Raw genomic sequence first — 16,901 nt, 5'->3', positions numbered from 1 at the left:
TTGGCACGTAAGGGGATCTCGATGGTTCAGCTCGGTCTGATCGGCCTGGGCAAGATGGGCTTCAACATGCGTGAGCGGCTGCGCGCGGCCGGTCACGAGGTGGTCGGCTACGACCGCAACCCGGACGTCAGCGACACGACGTCGCTCGAAGACCTCGTGTCCAAACTGGACGCCCCGCGGATCGTCTGGATCATGGTCCCGGCCGGCGAGCCGACCCGGCAGACCGTCACCGAGCTGAGCAACCTGCTCGCCGGCGGCGACATGGTGATCGACGGCGGCAACTCGAAGTACACCGACGACAAGCTGAACGCCGACCTGCTCGCGGCGAAGAGCATCGGCTACGTCGACTGCGGTGTGTCCGGTGGCGTGTGGGGCAAGGAGAACGGCTACGGCCTGATGGTCGGCGGCGCGGCCGCCGACGTCGAGAAGGCGATGCCGATCTTCGACGCGCTGCGTCCGGACGGCCCGCGCGAGGAGGGCTTCTCGCACGCGGGCGACGTCGGCGCCGGGCACTACGCGAAGATGATCCACAACGGCATCGAGTACGGCATGATGCAGGCCTTCGCCGAAGGCTTCGAGCTGCTCGAGGCCGCGAAGGTCGTCAAGGACGTGCCCGCGGTGATCAAGGGCTGGCAGCGCGGCACGGTCGTCCGGTCCTGGCTGCTCGACCTGCTCGTGCGCGCGCTCGACGAGGACCCGGAGCTCGACGACCTCGAGGGCTACGTCGAGGATTCGGGCGAAGGCCGGTGGACGCTCGAAGAGGCGATCAACAACGCGGTGCCGGCGCCGGTCATCTCGGCCGCGCTGTTCGCGCGGTTCGCGTCGCGGCAGGAGCACTCGGCCGCGATGCGTGCGGTCGCCGCGCTGCGCAACCAGTTCGGCGGGCACGCCGTGAAGAAGGTCGGCGGGTAAGGAGCAGCTGGTGTATCTGCGACACCTGCAGGTCACCGACTTCCGCTCCTGGCCACAGGCCGATCTCGCCCTCGAACCGGGGCCGACCGTGCTGGTCGGCCAGAACGGCCGCGGCAAGACCAACCTGCTGGAAGCGATCGGGTACGTCGCCACGCTGGGCTCGCACCGCGTGGCGACGGACGCGCCGCTGATCCGGCACGGCTGCGAGCGTGCGCTGGTGCGCGTCGCGGTGGTCAACGACGACCGCGAGCTGACGGTCGAGCTGGAGATCACCGCGGGCCGGGCGAACCGCGCCCGGGTCAACCGCGGCGCGGTCGGCCGGCCGCGTGACGTGCTCGGGATCCTGCGCACGGTCCTGTTCTCCCCGGAGGACCTCGCGCTCGTGCGCGGCGACCCGGGTGAGCGGCGCCGGTTCCTCGACGAGCTGCTGGTGCTGCGCGCGCCGCGGTACGCGGGGGTCCGGGCGGACTACGAGAAGGTGCTGAAGCAGCGGAACGCCCTGCTCAAAACGGCGGGGAAACGGCGTACGGGCCGCGAAGACCCGTACGCGTTGTCGACGCTGGAGGTCTGGGACGACCACCTGGCGGTGGCGGGCGCGGAGCTGCTGGCCGCGCGCCTGAACCTCGTCGCCGACCTGGCGCCGTACGCGGCTTCGGCGTACATGGGCGTTGCCCCCGACTCGCGGCCGGCGAAGATCACCTACCGGTCGTCGCTGGGTGCGGCCCTGCCGGAGACGTACGGCGTACCGGATGGCGAACGGGCGCAACCGGCGGTCCTGAAAGACGTCTTACTCAAGGCGCTCGGCGAGGCCCGGAAGGCCGAACTCGAGCGCGGGATCAGCCTGGTCGGCCCGCACCGGGACGAGCTGGAGCTGATCCTGGGCCAGGCGCCGGCCAAGGGCTACGCGAGCCACGGCGAGTCGTGGTCGTTCGCGCTCGCCCTCCGGCTCGGCAGCTACGAGCTGCTGCGGGCGGAGGCGGGCGAGCCGGTGCTGCTGCTCGACGACGTGTTCGCCGAGCTGGATCGCAAGCGCCGGGCCCGGCTGGCCGAGGTGGCCGCGAGCGCCGAACAGGTGCTGGTGACCGCCGCGGTGGACGAAGACGTGCCCGGGGAGCTGGCCGGCCACCGGTTCGTGGTGGCGGATGGTGAGATCACGCGTGGCTGAACCGGGCGACCGAGCACCCCGTGTGACGGGTGGCACAAACCGCACCCGATCTGGGGACAAACCTGTGGACAGTGTGGATAACACGGTGAACGAGTTATCGCTGCCCGTGACTCTGCGGCCAGGTGGGGGACGCAAAGCGCCCGAAAACCGCTCGCCGTCACCCACGGATACGGAGCGTGAGAGCAACGTTGGGCCGAACGAGGTCCCCATGACGGGCCGCGACCTCGCGCACGCCGCGCTGGAGGCCGCGAAGGCGAAGGCCAAGGAGCGGGGCACCTCGCCCGGCCGGCGCCGTCCGGCGACCGGCGGCGGGCAGAACCCGCGGCGTCGCCGCTGGTCGGGGCCGGGTGCGGACGCGCGCGACCCGCAGCCGCTCGGGCAGCTCGTCTCCCGGCTGATGCGGGACCGCGGCTGGAACGAGAGCGTCACCAGCGCCCGCGTCTTCGCGCAGTGGGCGCGGCTGGTCGGCGAAGACGTCGCCGAGCACGCGCAGCCGGTCGCGCTCAAGGACGGCGAGCTGACCGTCCGCGCCAGCTCCACGGCGTGGGCCACCCAGCTGCGGTTGCTGCAGGGAAAGCTGCTGGCCAAGATCGCGGCGGGCGTCGGCAACGGCGTGGTCAAACGCATGCGGATCCAGGGTCCGACCGCTCCGAGCTGGCGGAAAGGGCCCCGGCACGTGCCGGGTCGCGGCCCGCGTGACACGTACGGCTGACCCGGGTTGCGCGTTGCTCGGTTGAATGCCCCGAGAACGCATTCAGACCTCCCGAGCTACGTCAAGACTCGGCTCGAACCGATTTCGTTCGTCTGTGACGCATTCAGGGGTGTCCTTGCCGCATGCCAGCGAACGTGGCCAAGTACACTGGGAGGGAGCGAGCGTCCGCTCGGGCGAGACGAGGAGAAACAACGCCGGTGACCGAGAACAAGAGCGAGTACAACGCGTCGTCGATCACGGTGCTCGAAGGCCTCGAAGCGGTCCGCAAGCGCCCCGGCATGTACATCGGTTCCACCGGTGAACGCGGGCTGCACCACCTCGTCCAGGAAGTCGTCGACAACTCCGTCGACGAGGCGATGGCCGGCCACGCGACCAAGGTCGAGGTTACTCTCCTCGCCGACGGCGGGGTGCGCGTCGTCGACGACGGCCGCGGCATCCCGGTCGACATGCACCCCAAGGAGCAGAAGCCGACCCTCGAGGTCGTGCTCACCGTGCTGCACGCGGGCGGCAAGTTCGACAGCGACTCCTACGCGGTGTCCGGCGGCCTGCACGGCGTCGGCGTCTCCGTGGTGAACGCGCTGTCGAAGAAGCTGCTCGCCGAGGTCAAGTACGGCGGCCGCAGCTGGCGCCAGGAGTACACCGACCAGATCCCCGGCCCGCTCGAGGACCTCGGCCCGGCGAGCGAGACCGGCACCACGATCACCTTCTGGGCCGACGGCGACATCTTCGAGACCACGACGTACAACTTCGAGACCATCTCGCGCCGGCTCCAGGAGATGGCGTTCCTCAACAAGGGCCTGACGCTGTCCCTGCGCGACGAGCGCGTCGCCGACGAAGAGACCGAAGCGGACGCCGAGGGCAAGGTCGCCCGGATCAAGGAAAAGACCTACTGCTACCCGGGCGGGCTCGAGGACTTCGTCAAGCACATCAACGGCAGCAAGGACCCGATCCACCCCAGCGTCATCTCCTTCGACGCCAAGGGCACCGGCCTCGAGGTCGAGGTCGCGATGCAGTGGAACACCGGCTTCACGCCGTCGGTCTACACCTTCGCCAACACGATCAACACCCACGAGGGCGGCACCCACGAAGAGGGCTTCCGCGCCGCGCTGACCCGGGTCGTCAACTCCTACGCGCGCGACAAGAAGCTGCTCAAGGAGAAGGACGCCAACCTGACCGGCGACGACGTGCGCGAGGGCCTCGCCGCGATCGTGTCGATCAAGCTGTCCGAGCCGCAGTTCGAGGGCCAGACCAAGACCAAGCTGGGCAACAGCGAGGCCAAGACGTTCGTGCAGCAGACGTCGAACGAGTGGCTGGCGGACTGGTTCGAGCGCAACCCGACCGAGGCGAAGACGATCATCAACAAGTCGATCTCCTCGGCCCAGGCCCGGATGGCCGCGCGCAAGGCGCGTGACCTCGTCCGCCGCAAGGGCGCGCTGGAGATCGGCGGCCTGCCCGGCAAGCTCAAGGACTGCCGCTCGACCAACCCGTCGGAGTGCGAGCTCTACATCGTCGAGGGTGACTCGGCCGGCGGCTCGGCCAAGGAGGGCCGGGACTCGATGTACCAGGCGATCCTGCCGATCCGCGGCAAGATCATCAACGTCGAGAAGGCCCGTATCGACCGCGTCCTCAAGAACACCGAGGTCCAGTCGCTGATCACCGCGCTCGGCACCGGCATCCACGACGAGTTCGACATCGCGAAGCTGCGCTACCACAAGATCGTGCTGATGGCGGACGCCGACGTCGACGGCCAGCACATCACCACGCTGCTGCTCACCCTGCTGTTCCGGTTCATGACGCCGCTGATCGAGCACGGTCACGTCTTCCTGTCGCGGCCGCCGCTGTACAAGATCAAGTGGCCGCGGTCCGAGCCGGAGTACGCCTACTCCGACCGCGAGCGCGACGCCGTCATCCAGGCGGGCGTCGAGGCCGGCAAGCGGCTCCCGAAGGACGACGCGATCCAGCGCTACAAGGGTCTCGGCGAGATGAACGCCGAAGAGCTGTGGGAGACCACGATGGACCCGGCCAACCGGCTGCTGGGCCAGGTCACCCTCGACGACGCCGCCCAGGCCGACGAGCTGTTCTCGGTCCTGATGGGCGAGGACGTCGAGGCACGGCGCTCGTTCATCACGCGCAACGCCAAGGACGTGCGCTTCCTGGACGTCTAAGCGTCCCCCGTTCTTCGTCCCCGCTAGGCCCCTGCACCCGAGAAGGACCTCATGACGGAAACCTTGCCGCCGGCTCCGGACCACGACCGGATCGAACCGGTCGACATCCAGCAGGAGATGCAGCGCTCCTACATCGACTACGCGATGAGCGTCATCGTGTCGCGCGCGCTGCCGGACGTCCGGGACGGGCTCAAGCCGGTGCACCGGCGGGTCCTGTACTCGATGTTCGACTCCGGCTTCCGGCCGGACCGCGGGTACAACAAGTGCTCGCGGGTCGTCGGCGACGTCATGGGCAACTACCACCCGCACGGTGACTCGGCGATCTACGACGCGCTGGTGCGGCTCGCCCAGCCGTGGTCGATGCGGTACCCGCTGATCGACGGCCAGGGCAACTTCGGCTCGCCGGGCAACGACCCCGCGGCCGCCATGCGGTACACCGAGTCCCGGCTCGCGCCGCTGGCCATGCAGATGCTGGCCGACATCGAAGAAGACACCGTCGACTTCTCGGACAACTACGACGGCCGCACGCAGGAGCCCGACGTCCTGCCGGCGCGGTTCCCGAACCTGCTGGTCAACGGCGGTTCCGGGATCGCGGTCGGGATGGCGACGAACATCCCGCCGCACAACCTGCGCGAGGTCTCCGAGGGCGTCGTCTGGGCGCTGGAGAACCCCGAGGCGACCGACGACGAGCTGCTGGCCGCGCTGCTCGTCCGGATCAAGGGCCCGGACTTCCCGACCAAGGCGATGATCCTCGGCACGTCCGGCATCGAGGACGCCTACCGCACCGGCCGCGGCTCGGTCCGGATGCGCGCGGTCGTCGAGGTCGAGGAGGACGCGAAGGGCCGCACGATCCTGGTCGTGTCCGAGCTGCCGTACCAGGTCAACCCGGACAACCTGGTCGAGAACATCGCGAACCTGGTCCGCGACGGCAAGCTCACCGGCATCTCCGACATCGCCGACGAGTCCAACAGCCGGTCCGGCATGCGGATCGTCGTCACGATCAAGCGGGACGCGGTCGCGAAGGTCGTGCTGAACAACCTGTTCAAGCACACCCAGCTGCAGCAGAACTTCGGCGTCAACATGCTGGCCCTGGTCGACGGCGTGCCGCGCACGCTGCGCCTCGACCAGATCATCCGCCACTACGTGAAGCATCAGGTCGAGGTCATCGTCCGGCGGACCAAGTTCCGGCTGCGGAAGGCCGAAGAGCGGGCCCACATCCTGCGCGGTTACGTCAAGGCGCTGGACATGCTCGACGAGGTCATCGCCCTCATCCGGCGGTCGCCCTCGGCGGACGAGGCGCGGCCGGCCCTGATGGAGCTGCTGGACGTCGACGAGATCCAGGCCACCGCGATCCTCGACATGCAGCTGCGCCGCCTGGCGGCTCTGGAGCGTCAGCGGATCATCGACCAGCTGGCCGAGATCGAGCTCGAGATCGCCGACCTCAAGGACATCCTCGACAAGCCGGAGCGGCAGCGCGCGCTGATCCGCGACGAGCTGATGGCGATCGTCGAAAAGTACGGCGACGACCGGCGCACGAAGATCATCGGCTTCAGCGGCGACGTGACCGACGAAGAGCTCATCGCGGTCGAGGACGTCGTCGTCACCATCACCCGCACGGGGTACGCCAAGCGGACGAAAACGGACCTGTACCGCTCGCAGAAGCGCGGCGGCAAGGGCGTCCAAGGCGCGACGCTGAAGCAGGACGACATCGTCCAGCACTTCTTCGTCTGCTCGACGCACGACTGGATCCTGTTCTTCACGAACAAGGGCCGCGTCTACCGGACCAAGACGTACGACCTGCCCGAAGCCAACCGCAACGCGCGCGGCCAGCACGTGGCGAACCTGATGGCGTTCCAGCCGGACGAGCAGATCGCCCAGGTCATCCAGATCAAGAACTACGAGGTCGCGCCGTACCTGGTGCTCGCGACCAAGCGCGGCCTGGTGAAGAAGACCAAGCTCACCGACTTCGACTCCAACCGCTCCGGCGGCCTCATCGCGATCAACCTGCGCGAAGGCGACGAGCTGGTCGGCGCGGTGCTCGCGGCGGCCGAGGACGACCTGCTGCTGGTGTCGGCCGAGGGCCAGTCCATCCGCTTCCACGCGACGGACGAGGCCCTGCGGCCGATGGGCCGCCCGACGTCCGGCGTGATGGGCATGCGCTTCAACGACGGCGACGAGCTGCTCGGCGTCAGCGTGGTCAAGGAGGGCAAATTCCTCCTGGTCGCGACCGACGGCGGGTACTCCAAGCGCACGCCGATCGAGGACTACCCGGTCCAGGGCCGCGGCGGCAAGGGTGTGCTCACCATCCAGCACGACCGCAAACGTGGCAGGCTGGTGGGTGCGCTCATCGTCGACGCCGAGGACGAGCTCTACGCCATCACCTCGAGCGGCGGCGTGATCCGCACGCCGGCGGGCGACGTCCGCAAGGCAGGACGGCAGACGAAGGGGGTCCGGCTGATGAATCTCGGCGAAGGAACAACTCTTCTCGCGGTCGCACGCAACGCGGACGAGCCCTCGGACGTCGCCAATGGTGACACCCCCGAGGACGCTCCGGCTCCCGAAGCACCTGAGACGGGTGAAGAAACGACGGCGCAGTAAGTTCGGCTACGGACAGCGCCCCCACGGCACGGGTAAGGACTGACTCTTCGTGACACCGACCGAGAATCCCGAGGCAGCGGGTTCGAACGGAACGCCGGCGAGCCCGCCCTGGCAGCGGGTAGACAAGGAAGGCGACGCCGAAGCGACGGTCAAGCTGGCCACGGAGGAAGCAGCCCCGGCCGTGGTGACGGGCAGCGCAGCCCCCCGCCTGTTCGGCGGCGGGGACGCGCCGCCCGCGCCGGCGTCCGGCTCCGCTGACGTCCCCCCGGCCTCGACGCAGCGAGCTCGCCCGAGCGCCCTGCGCCGCCCGGGCCGTGGTCCACGCCGCGCTTCACTGCAGGTCAAGAGGTTCGACCCGTGGTCGGTGCTGAAGCTGTCCCTGGTCCTGGGCGTGGCGATGTTCTTCGTCTGGCTGGTGGCGGTCGGAGTCCTGTACACGGTCCTGGACGGCATGGGCGTGTGGGACAAACTGAACGGAACGTACTCGTCCCTGGTCGGCGGCGAAGGGGCGAACGCGTCTTCCGAGCCCCTGATCAGCGCGGGCCGCGTGTTCGGCATCGCAGCCATCCTCGGCGCGATCAACATCGTCCTGGTGTCGGCCCTGGCCACGGTGAGCGCGTTCATCTACAACGTGTCGGCAGACCTCGCGGGAGGCTTGGAGGTCACCCTGTCGGAACGGGAGTGACCCGGTTGCGGGACCCCTTCGGGGGTCCTGTAAAGTTCTCCTCGTTCGAGGGCCTATAGCTCAGGTGGTTAGAGCGCTTCGCTGATAACGAAGAGGTCCCAGGTTCAAGTCCTGGTAGGCCCACGCACGTCAAGCCCGGTTCGCTTCACGCGAGCCGGGCTTTTGCGTCATCTGAGTGACAAAGTGAGTGACATGCCGAGTTGGCGGTCATTCCTTCGGATACTCGGCGGAACCAGCGTCGTCTGCTTGGCAACGAATCGCTCCCGACGCGGCCCACCGCTGTGGCGCATCGCGGCGTCGACACCGTGGCGCGTACCCGAGACGGCGGGTGACGTCTCAGCCTTCTGGGAGGCCGGCCACCGGCTTGGCAAGTCGACCATGCGGCACCTTGTCGATCGAGCAACCCGGCGTCAGGGATCGGATTTTGCTGGGCTCGCTATCCACTACGGCGTCATCGAACGCTGACCCGCCGGGACTACGTGGTCCAACGCCGGTTTTCATCCCTTTGCGGCGTCCGCCTTGGGCTATCATGACGGGCATCAGCCGCGCTGACGTTTCCGTCGGCTGGCGGCGTGTCCCGCTCCTGCCCCCGGCGGTGCCACCGAAGTGGCCTACACCGTCGGAGGATCTGATGACCACCGCGACAGCCCTCGAATCGGCCGTCTGATGTCTGCAGTGGCGGAACCACCCGAGCGGACCGGCGAAACTGAACTCACCCCGATCAGCGGTATCGCGGGGGGCGAGTGGTCGCCTCAGCCGCAAGGGACGCCGACCTACGACCTTTACGGCTCGCCGTGTGCGGTCCGGCAGCCGCCGACGGCGTCGCTGATCTGCTGCTCCGGCCCTGCCCCGACCGACATCCCGCCCGGCCAGGAGCCGATCACGGCGCCCTGCTCGTGGCGCGCCTCGTCCGGAGTCACGAAATCGAGGCGAGCACATGACCACTGAAAACGGCCTGCAGCTGGTGCCCCACTACCGCGCCGAGTCGACCGTCGCGACCTTGACCGGCGCGCTGAGCCAGGACAGCTATCGCGAGCTGCGCGACGGCGTGCTCAAGGTGGCCACGGACGCGCCGGAGAGCGTGATCGCCGACATCCAAGGCCTCGAAGTCGACGACGACAGCTTGATGAGTGTTTTCACCACGATTGCCGTGCGGATCGGCGACTGGCCGGGACTCCCGTTCGCGGTGGTCACCGATCGGCCGGACCACGTGGCACTGCTGGCGACGCGGGGAGCAGATCCGCCGGTCCACGCCGACGTTCCCACGGCCGAACGGGCACGTGACCGCCCAACCCGCCGTCGAGCGCTGCAACTGCTGGCCTCGTCGCCGCACGCCTCCGCGGCCGCCCGGGCTTTCGTCGGCCGGACATGCGCGCAGTGGGACGTGCGCGAGCACGTCGACGACGCCCTCCTGATCGCGACCGAGCTGGTGGAGAACGCGATCCGGCACACGAAGTCGTACCCCCGGCTGCGGCTGGAGCTCCGCCCGCGCACGTTCACCGTCTCGGTCGCCGACGACGACCCGCGGCGGGCAATACTGCTCGAGCGCCCCAAGGAGCACGGGGTCGGACTCCGGCTGGTCGCCCAGACCGCGCACCGGTGGGGATGCAACCAGTCCTGGGCCGGGGGCAAGGTCGTCTGGGCCGTCCTGACATCGAACAGGCTGCACCCGATCGGCGGGGAGGGTGCTGCGGCACCTCGCCATGAAGTGCCAGACGCCCGAGAACCCGGGCCGAAATCGCGGCCTGCGCAAAACCCCGAATCCGCGCCGTGATAGCCGGCGGCATCACCTTGGAGCCGGCGCCCCGGCTCGCCAGCACCCTGGCCACGGTCACCGGGGACCTTGACCTCTCCGGTTACCGATTTCTCCGCGACGGCCTGCTGAAGGTGGCTGCGGATGGCCCACCCGGGCTGATCGCCGACGTCGATGGGCTGGTCATCGGCAAACTGTCCCCCACGGCCGTGTTTTCCCTGGTCGCCCGCCAGGTCGGGCACTGGCCGGGCATCCCGTTCACTCTCGTCACCCGTCAGCGGGCGCACCTGCGTACCTTCCGCGACCAGAAAACCGACCAGCTCGTCGCAGTCTGTGACACCGTCGAAACCGCCGAACGCCACCAGGAGATCCCCGCCCGACGATGGTCCCAGCAGAAGTTCCCTCGTACCGACGACGCGGCGAAGCTCGCCCGCGCTTTCCTCCGGGACCGTACGGAGGATTGGGGCGTGCCCGAGCTGGCCTACGACGGGCTCTTGGTGGTCGGCGAGCTCGTCGACAACACGCTCCAGCACACCCGGTCGTCGCCCGACGTACGGCTCGACCTCCGTGAGGGCGTGCTGACCATCGCAGTCGCCGACGAGAACCCCAGGCCCGCGACCCTCCTGCAACGATCCGGTCTGCGCGATCCCGGTATCGGCCTGCAGATCGTCACCCAAACCGCGACGACGTGGGGGAGCAGCCGCCGCTGGTCGGGCGGGAAAGTGGTGTGGGCGACACTTGCCTCCACGCACTGAGCCGGTCCGCACTCCCGGCCTGTAGGGGCGAAAATGGTCGCGTGACACGTCGTGAACCCCATCCCGGCGGACTTGGTGACGCGCGGGAAGACCTGGCGGTGTCGGTGCACCGGTTCGACGGAGTGCCGGTGGTGACCGCCGAAGGCACGGTGGACCTCCGTACCGGGCCAACGCTGGCCCGCGCGATCACGGCCGCCCTAGCGCCGCAGCCGGCGGATGTCGTCATCGACCTGAGCGGGGTGGGTTTCATGGCCGCCGCCGGCGTGCACGTCCTGCTTGATGCCCAGCACAACGCCGGAGCCAGCACGCGGCTGAGGGTGCTCGCACCCGACTCGCTCCTGCGAATCGTCACCATCACCGAGCTGGACCAGGTACTGGCGGTCTACCCGGCCCTGTCCGCCGGGACCTGCTGCCGAGCGGAGGAGTAATGCCGGAGCGGGAATCGCAAACGCTCCCGCCGGCCGGCCGCGGTGTCAATTCACCGAAGCTGGTGGCACGCTGTGTCGGGCAACGCTCCGGAAGCAGGCGACCGACGAAGCCCGTGCCGCGCTGCCTGGAGGAGGGTTGTTCGCCCGCTGGTAGCCCAACGGCACGCAAATCGAGCCGGTCGCGGTCCTCCCAGCGGGCAATCGACCGAGTGGAGCGCCCTCCGGAGGTAGCGACGGTGACCGGCCGCGCCCGTGTTGCGTGTAGGGTCGGATCCGCGATGTCATCGGGTGTCTCGTGGCTGCTCGGATAGCATGGATCCCCCACCTCGCCGCTGCCGGAAGCTCCGGTAGCTCTTCACGGCGGAAGGTGGCGACAACGGGTGACCAGGCCCGAGGACGTCACCGAATCGGTGCAGCACCTCCTATCAGCTGTGCTGGCCTCCTTGCGCGAGAGCGGCACCGCGTTGAACCCGCTCATCCGCGTATGCCAGGCCTGCGTGTCCCTGCTTCCCGTCGACGGTGCGTCGATCTCGGTCATGCTGGGAACGCAACACCGCCAGAATCTCTACGCCAGCGACGCCGTGGTCGAGCACCTGGAGGAAATGCAGTTCAGTCTCGGCGAAGGCCCCTGTTTCGAGGCATTCGACACCGGCCGGCCCGTGCTGGTACCGGATCTGGCCCAGCGAGCCGACCACACCTGGCCCGTGTTCGCCGCCGAAATCCCGACGGAGCAGGTCGGCGCGATCTTCGCGTTCCCGCTCCGCCGCGGGGCGGCCAGGTTCGGCGCGATGGACATGTACCGGCGCACCCCGGGTTGGCTCTCCCCGACCGAACTGGCCACCGCACTGCAGATCACCGACATCGCCACCAGCGCCCTGCTGGCGGTATCGACCACCGGGGTGGACGGCGAAATCAGCGCGGAGTGGCTTGCCGAACTCGTTCGCGACCGGACGGTCGTGCACCAGGCCACCGGGATCGTCGTCGCCGAGTTCGCGATCTCCGCCGAACAGGCACTGGCGCGCCTGCGGGGCTACGCCTTCGTCGCCGGCCGCCAGATCCAGGCGGTCGCCGAAGACCTGGTCGCCGGTCGGCTGCATCCGAGCGTGATCGATGAATGAACACTGCGTCCGCCTACGACTTTCGGCTCCTCGGCCCCGCCCATTCTGGGCCGGTATCGTGAACCAGGGGAGATGACAATGATGAACACCCCACCAGCTGGGAGCGCCCCCACTCGCGAACAGCAGTTGGTGCGCGCCTTCGTCGACATGGCCGACACGCTGGTCGACGACTACGACGTGGTCGACCTGCTGCACCGCCTCGCCGGATACTGCGTGTCGCTGCTCGGTGCGACCGCGGCCGGCCTGCTGCTGTCCGACCAGCGGGGCAGTCTGCACGTCGTGGCCGCATCCGACGAGCGCACGCGGCTGCTGGAGCTGCTGCAGCTCCAGGCCGACCAGGGCCCCTGCCTTGACGCCTACCGCGCCGGCGCCCCCGTCCGTGTCGAAGACCTCGCCGCGGAGCGGGATCGCTGGCCTGTGTTCGCCCCTGAAGCCCTCGCCGAGGGTTACCACTCGGTCCAGGCCATCCCCCTGCGCTTGCGGCGCCAGGTCATCGGTGCGCTCAACCTTTTCGGCAGAGATGCCACGCTGATGGGCCAATCGAACCTCGACGTCGCCCGTGCTCTGGCCGACACCGCCACGGTCGGCATCCTGCAGGAACGAGCCATCCACCGCGGCGAGGTTCTCACCGAGCAACTGCAGACCGCTCTCAACAACCGGGTCATCATCGAACAGGCCAAAGGGGTGCTCTTCCACGCCGGGCGCATTCCGATGGATGAGGCGTTCGAACGCCTGCGCTCCTATTGTCGCAACCACAATCTGCAGCTGAGCGTGGTCGCCGAAGAGCTCGCAGGCGGCACCCTCGACGCCCGCGCGATCCTCACCGGTGAACGTCGACGCTGACGATGTGCCCCCTCCTGGTCGGCCCAGGCAAGTCAAAGCCCGGTTCGCGTTTCGCGGACCGGGCTTTTGCGTGGCCCGGGTGACAAAGTCACCGCACCGCCTTCTCCTGGCTGGCCGCCCACGACGCCAGCAACGCCAAGCCGTCCGCGGTCGCTGTGCCGGCTGGTGCTGTGTAAACGTTAAGCAGCAGACCCGGTTCGGCCGGGAGTTCCATCGACTCCACGTCCAGGTCGAGGCGGCCCACCACCGGGTGGTGCAGACGCTTTCGGCCGGATCGGTGGAGCCGGACGTCCTGGGATGCCCACCTCCGCCGGAACATTTCGCTGCGCGTCGAGAGCTCGCCGACCAATGCGATCAGTTGCTCGTCGTGTGGATTGCGGCCCGCTTCCATGCGTAGCTTTGCCGCAACGTCTCTGGTGATTCGGTCGTAGTCCACGAAAAATGCCTCTGCCGCCTCGGGATTCAGGTACACGAACCGCGCGGTGTTCGCCGGCCGTTGGGGCTCGGCGAATAGCGGGGAATACAGCGCCCGGGCCAGTTGGTTCGTGGCCAGGACGTCGTAACGGCCGTTGCAGATCCACGCCGGTGCGTTGGTGATCGCGTCGAGTACCTGCTGGAGTGCCGGACGCACCGTCGCCGCTGCGCGCCGGCGGCGGGGGCCGCCGGGGGTCCTCGACTGCCGTGCCAGGTGGAACAGGTGGTCGTGCTCTGCTTCGTCCAGGTGCAACGCCGCGGCCAGCGCGTCGAGCACTCCGTCCGACGTGCCGTTGAGGCTGCCGCGTTCCATGCGGACGTAGTAGTCGATCGATACGCCGGCCAGTAGCGCCACCTCTTCGCGGCGCAGGCCTTTGACCCGGCGGTGGCCGCCGCCGTAAACGGGTAGTCCGGCCTGCTCGGGGGTGATTCGCGCGCGGCGGGAGCTCAGGAACTCCTTGATCTCGGTGCGCAGATCGATCGTGGCCACCTCGCCACCGTAGGCCCTGGCCGCGGGGGGAGGGAGGTACTGCGGATACCCCCGAGGGCTAGGTGCCGGTTGCCGTCGTGGCGATGCCGCCGTCGACCGGGATGATCGTGCCCGTTAGGTACGCGCCGGCGCGGCCGGCCAGGAACACCGCGATGCCTGCCATGTCGTCGTCGCGGCCGAGGCGGCGCAGCGGGGCCTTCGCCGCGATCGTGTCGCCGACGGCTTCCAGCGTGGACGCCATCATCTGCGAGGGGAACGGTCCGGGCGCCACCGCGTTCACCGTGACGTGCTGGGGACCCAGTTCCCTGGCCAGCACCCTGGTGAGCTGGTGCAGTGCCGCTTTACTGCCCGCGTACGAATAGTTGGGCGATTCGGCGACGTGGATGGCCGCGATACTGCCGATGTTGATGATCCGCGCGGGATCGTCGGCGGTGCCCGCTTTCCGAAGGGCCGGGAGCAGCGCCTGCACCAGCCAGAACGGCGCCTTGAGGTTGAGGTCGAGCACGGTGTCCCACGCCTCGTCCGGGAACGTCTCCAGCGGCTCGCGCCACATCGCTCCCGCGTTGTTGACGAGGATGTCCACGCTTTCCGAGCCGGCCGCGACGAGATCAGCGAGGCGCCGGCACTCGTCGTGGCTGGACAAGTCGGCCGGGATTGCTTGCACGGCACCGAATTCGGACAGCAGCTGCTGCGCCTCCGCGCACGCTTCTGCACTGCGTGAGCTGACGACAACGCGGGCGCCCGCCTGCAGGAGGCCGCGCGCGATCATCAGTCCGATGCCCTTGGTGCCGCCGGTGACGAGTGCGTGTTTTCCGCTCAGATCGAAAAGACCGGTGTGAGTTGTGAACTGGTTGTCCGCCATCGGTTCAGGCTGGCAGGCGTCCCGGACGTCGGGGAGACCCTGGTGACACAGGTACTGGGAGAGCCTCCTTTCAACTGCCGTTTCGAGCGGCGGGCGGCGGGGCCACCGGGCAGACCCCGGCCGCCAGCCACTTCTCCCGCAAGTCCGCTGGGATGGTCAACGCCGTCGGCTGGCCGTTCGTCAGGGTTCGGACGCTGCCGCCGAGCAGGAGGCTGCCCGCCTTGTCGAGGACGGCCGTGGCCACCCGGCTTCGGTCCTCCGAGCGCTCGAGGAGCCGCATCGCGCGGACGCCGGCGCCCACCGCGCGGCTCCAGACCCGGGACCGGGGTACCTCGAGCCAGTCCGCGACCTTTGGGTTGACGACCTGGCGGACCATCGCCGCGACCACGCCGTCGAAGGCCTTGCCCGGCACCAGGTTCTCGTACAGGTGCAGGAGGTTGCGGGTGAGCTCGATGCCCTCGGCGGACGGGCCGTAGCTCGCTTCGACGAGCCGGGCGTTCAGCGCCTGGGCTTCGGTGAGGGTCTCGGGCATCGCGTCGGCCGGGATGCCGAGGAGGGCTCCGGTCACTCGCCACACGTAGTAGTAGTCCTCGGCTTCGCTGTCCGTGACCGAGATACCGATCCGGCGCATTCCGTCGATGACCTGGACGGAGAAGATGAGCAACGCGCCCAGCATGTCCTGCTGGCACAGGGGCACGCCGTCCGCCTCGGTGTTCCACTCCCCGGATCGGGTGATGAAGTGGCGGACGGCCGCGTGGATCAGGCGGGTCTTCTGGATCGTCGGTACGAAACTGCCGCCGGAGCCGAACGGGTTCTGGCCCATCAGGTGCATTACGAACTGCGATGTTTCCGACAGCCGGCGGTGGGGCTGGTTGAGCCGGTGGGTGAGCGACAGCACGCGCGATGGCCGGGGCTGGGCGTAGCAGTTGACCATCGCGCCGAACGACAGCACCGATGCGACATGCACGCCGTCGTCCACGAAGAACTCGTACGCGCGCGCGATGCGGTCCGGATCCGCCCAGGCCGGCGGGTTGTCCGTGGCCACCAGGTAGGTGCGCACCGGTTCCGGGAGGTCTTCGGGAATGGGCTGGTCGTTGTCCCGGAAATGGGCCAGCACCTCGTTGACGACCCCGGTCGTTCCGCCGGACACCAGGTCCGCGATGACGGCGTCGGCGAGCGGATCACCTTGGTACTTCAGCGCTTCCAAGCTCTTGAGCGCGTTCTGCGTTTCTGGCACCCGTTCAGCCTCAGCCGGACGCGCGCCCGGCGCTAGCGCTGTTCGTGCACGTCGGCGCCACCACGGGATGATCTGTCCGGGTACAGCGCGTGACGAAGGGCCGGATACGGGTCAGCCCTGCCGGGAAGAGAAGGCCGGCAGGGCTGAGCAGTTACGGTCGGCGCGCCGCACGGTCGCCTCTCGGCGAGTGGCTCGACGCGGCTCCAGCCGGACGGTATTCCGCGAAGGCGATGGTGTGAGGCCCGGGGGACACGGTGGGCGCACCGACCAGTCAGTACAACAGGACGGCCCGGTCCGGTATTTCCCTGCTCGTGTGACGTGCGTTACCGGTGGTTCCACGTGGAACCACCCGTGCTTGCCACCCCGCCGACCCCGGTGCAGTAACATCGCAGGGTAAGGGAAGCAAGCTGAGAAGGGGGCTTCGGTGAAGAAGCTGCTGGCACTCGCGGTCATCGCGGGCGGCGTCCTGTTCGTCGTCAAGCGCAACAAGGCGGCCAAGGCCGAAGCCGACCTCTGGCGCGAGGCGACCGCTCCGGTGCCCTCCACCAACGGCACCACCCCGGCCAAGCCGGCGGGCGCTTCCCACAACTGATCTCCCACGCGGGCGGTGCGCCGCCCGCGTCCGGGGCTGTAGCTCAATTGGTAGAGCACCGCCTTTGCAAGGCGGGGGTCAGGGGTTCGATTCCCCTCAGCTCCACACCGAA

At 68.7% G+C, this 16,901-nt stretch carries 16 protein-coding genes and 2 tRNA genes; 14 read left to right on the top strand and 4 right to left on the bottom strand.

The window, feature by feature from the left end; translation table 11 throughout:
- From gnd to C2L59_RS34965, 7 genes are all read left to right on the top strand, one after another.
- Window positions 1-912: a phosphogluconate dehydrogenase (NAD(+)-dependent, decarboxylating) gene (gene gnd / locus C2L59_RS34995; RefSeq protein ID WP_255410329.1), complete on the top strand. Its 912-nt coding sequence runs from the start codon at window positions 1-3 to the stop codon at window positions 910-912.
- A 10-nt stretch (window positions 913-922) separates the two neighbouring features.
- Window positions 923-2,077, top strand: coding sequence for a DNA replication/repair protein RecF (recF, locus tag C2L59_RS34990; RefSeq protein WP_103353814.1), 1,155 nt, complete (start codon window positions 923-925; stop codon window positions 2,075-2,077).
- Window positions 2,078-2,285: 208 nt separating this feature from the next.
- The gene (locus C2L59_RS34985; RefSeq protein ID WP_103353813.1) at window positions 2,286-2,789 is read left to right on the top strand and encodes a DciA family protein; all 504 of its coding nucleotides are present in this window, start codon (window positions 2,286-2,288) and stop codon (window positions 2,787-2,789) included.
- A gap of 197 nt (window positions 2,790-2,986) precedes the next feature.
- The gene (gyrB, locus tag C2L59_RS34980; protein WP_103353812.1) at window positions 2,987-4,954 is read left to right on the top strand and encodes a DNA topoisomerase (ATP-hydrolyzing) subunit B; all 1,968 of its coding nucleotides are present in this window, start codon (window positions 2,987-2,989) and stop codon (window positions 4,952-4,954) included.
- Between the two features lie 51 nt (window positions 4,955-5,005).
- Window positions 5,006-7,552: a DNA gyrase subunit A gene (gene gyrA / locus C2L59_RS34975; RefSeq protein ID WP_103353811.1), complete on the top strand. Its 2,547-nt coding sequence runs from the start codon at window positions 5,006-5,008 to the stop codon at window positions 7,550-7,552.
- 49 nt (window positions 7,553-7,601) lie between these two features.
- Window positions 7,602-8,237: a DUF3566 domain-containing protein gene (locus tag C2L59_RS34970; protein ID WP_103353810.1), complete on the top strand. Its 636-nt coding sequence runs from the start codon at window positions 7,602-7,604 to the stop codon at window positions 8,235-8,237.
- A gap of 49 nt (window positions 8,238-8,286) precedes the next feature.
- Window positions 8,287-8,360 (top strand) — tRNA-Ile (locus C2L59_RS34965).
- A gap of 659 nt (window positions 8,361-9,019) precedes the next feature.
- Here C2L59_RS34965 and C2L59_RS47610 read toward each other — a convergent pair.
- Window positions 9,020-9,157, bottom strand: a complete 138-nt coding sequence (locus tag C2L59_RS47610; RefSeq protein ID WP_158263131.1) for a hypothetical protein — start codon at window positions 9,155-9,157, stop codon at window positions 9,020-9,022.
- A gap of 80 nt (window positions 9,158-9,237) precedes the next feature.
- Between C2L59_RS47610 and C2L59_RS34955 the strand changes: the two genes are divergently transcribed.
- The 5 genes from C2L59_RS34955 (at window position 9,238) to C2L59_RS34935 (ending at window position 13,134) form a co-directional block, all read left to right on the top strand.
- On the top strand, window positions 9,238-10,011 hold the full coding sequence (locus C2L59_RS34955; RefSeq protein WP_233223845.1) for an ATP-binding protein: 774 nt from the start codon (window positions 9,238-9,240) through the stop codon (window positions 10,009-10,011).
- Between the two features lie 17 nt (window positions 10,012-10,028).
- Window positions 10,029-10,745, top strand: a complete 717-nt coding sequence (locus C2L59_RS34950; RefSeq protein ID WP_233223844.1) for an ATP-binding protein — start codon at window positions 10,029-10,031, stop codon at window positions 10,743-10,745.
- Between the two features lie 41 nt (window positions 10,746-10,786).
- Complete coding sequence (locus C2L59_RS34945; protein ID WP_158263130.1) at window positions 10,787-11,173, top strand: STAS domain-containing protein; 387 nt, start codon at window positions 10,787-10,789, stop codon at window positions 11,171-11,173.
- A gap of 380 nt (window positions 11,174-11,553) precedes the next feature.
- On the top strand, window positions 11,554-12,291 hold the full coding sequence (locus tag C2L59_RS34940; RefSeq protein WP_233223843.1) for a GAF and ANTAR domain-containing protein: 738 nt from the start codon (window positions 11,554-11,556) through the stop codon (window positions 12,289-12,291).
- Between the two features lie 129 nt (window positions 12,292-12,420).
- A complete protein-coding gene (locus tag C2L59_RS34935; RefSeq protein WP_370444808.1) occupies window positions 12,421-13,134 on the top strand; it encodes a GAF and ANTAR domain-containing protein in 714 nt (237 codons plus the stop codon).
- 88 nt (window positions 13,135-13,222) lie between these two features.
- Here C2L59_RS34935 and C2L59_RS34930 read toward each other — a convergent pair whose 3' ends face one another.
- From C2L59_RS34930 to C2L59_RS34920, 3 genes are all read right to left on the bottom strand, one after another.
- Window positions 13,223-14,098 carry a helix-turn-helix domain-containing protein gene (locus tag C2L59_RS34930; protein ID WP_103353807.1) on the bottom strand — a complete coding sequence of 292 codons (876 nt, stop codon included), beginning with the start codon at window positions 14,096-14,098 and terminating at the stop codon, window positions 13,223-13,225.
- Window positions 14,099-14,156: 58 nt separating this feature from the next.
- Entirely contained in the window at window positions 14,157-14,960 is an 804-nt protein-coding gene (locus C2L59_RS34925; protein ID WP_103353806.1) for an SDR family oxidoreductase, read from the bottom strand.
- A gap of 70 nt (window positions 14,961-15,030) precedes the next feature.
- Window positions 15,031-16,197, bottom strand: coding sequence for an oxygenase MpaB family protein (locus C2L59_RS34920; protein ID WP_103353805.1), 1,167 nt, complete (start codon window positions 16,195-16,197; stop codon window positions 15,031-15,033).
- Between the two features lie 424 nt (window positions 16,198-16,621).
- On the opposite strand from C2L59_RS34920, the gene C2L59_RS34915 reads away from it, so the two are divergent.
- Window positions 16,622-16,789, top strand: coding sequence for a DLW-39 family protein (locus C2L59_RS34915; protein ID WP_003100602.1), 168 nt, complete (start codon window positions 16,622-16,624; stop codon window positions 16,787-16,789).
- A 32-nt stretch (window positions 16,790-16,821) separates the two neighbouring features.
- A tRNA-Ala gene (locus C2L59_RS34910) sits at window positions 16,822-16,894 on the top strand.
- Window positions 16,895-16,901: the final 7 nt, after the last annotated feature.

The organism is Amycolatopsis sp. CA-128772 (assembly GCF_002904295.1).
Taxonomy (GTDB): Bacteria; Actinomycetota; Actinomycetes; order Mycobacteriales; family Pseudonocardiaceae; genus Amycolatopsis.
Note: the sequence above shows the minus strand (reverse complement) of the source record. Positions and strands in the feature narration are given on the sequence as shown.

Excerpts from the sequence above, each read along its gene's own strand:
- gyrA (WP_103353811.1), top strand. The coding sequence starts at position 5,006 with ATGACGGAAACCTTGCCGCCGGCTCCGGACCACGACCGGATCGAACCG.
- C2L59_RS34925 (WP_103353806.1), bottom strand. The coding sequence starts at position 14,960 with ATGGCGGACAACCAGTTCACAACTCACACCGGTCTTTTCGATCTGAGC.
- C2L59_RS34985 (WP_103353813.1), top strand. The coding sequence starts at position 2,286 with ATGACGGGCCGCGACCTCGCGCACGCCGCGCTGGAGGCCGCGAAGGCG.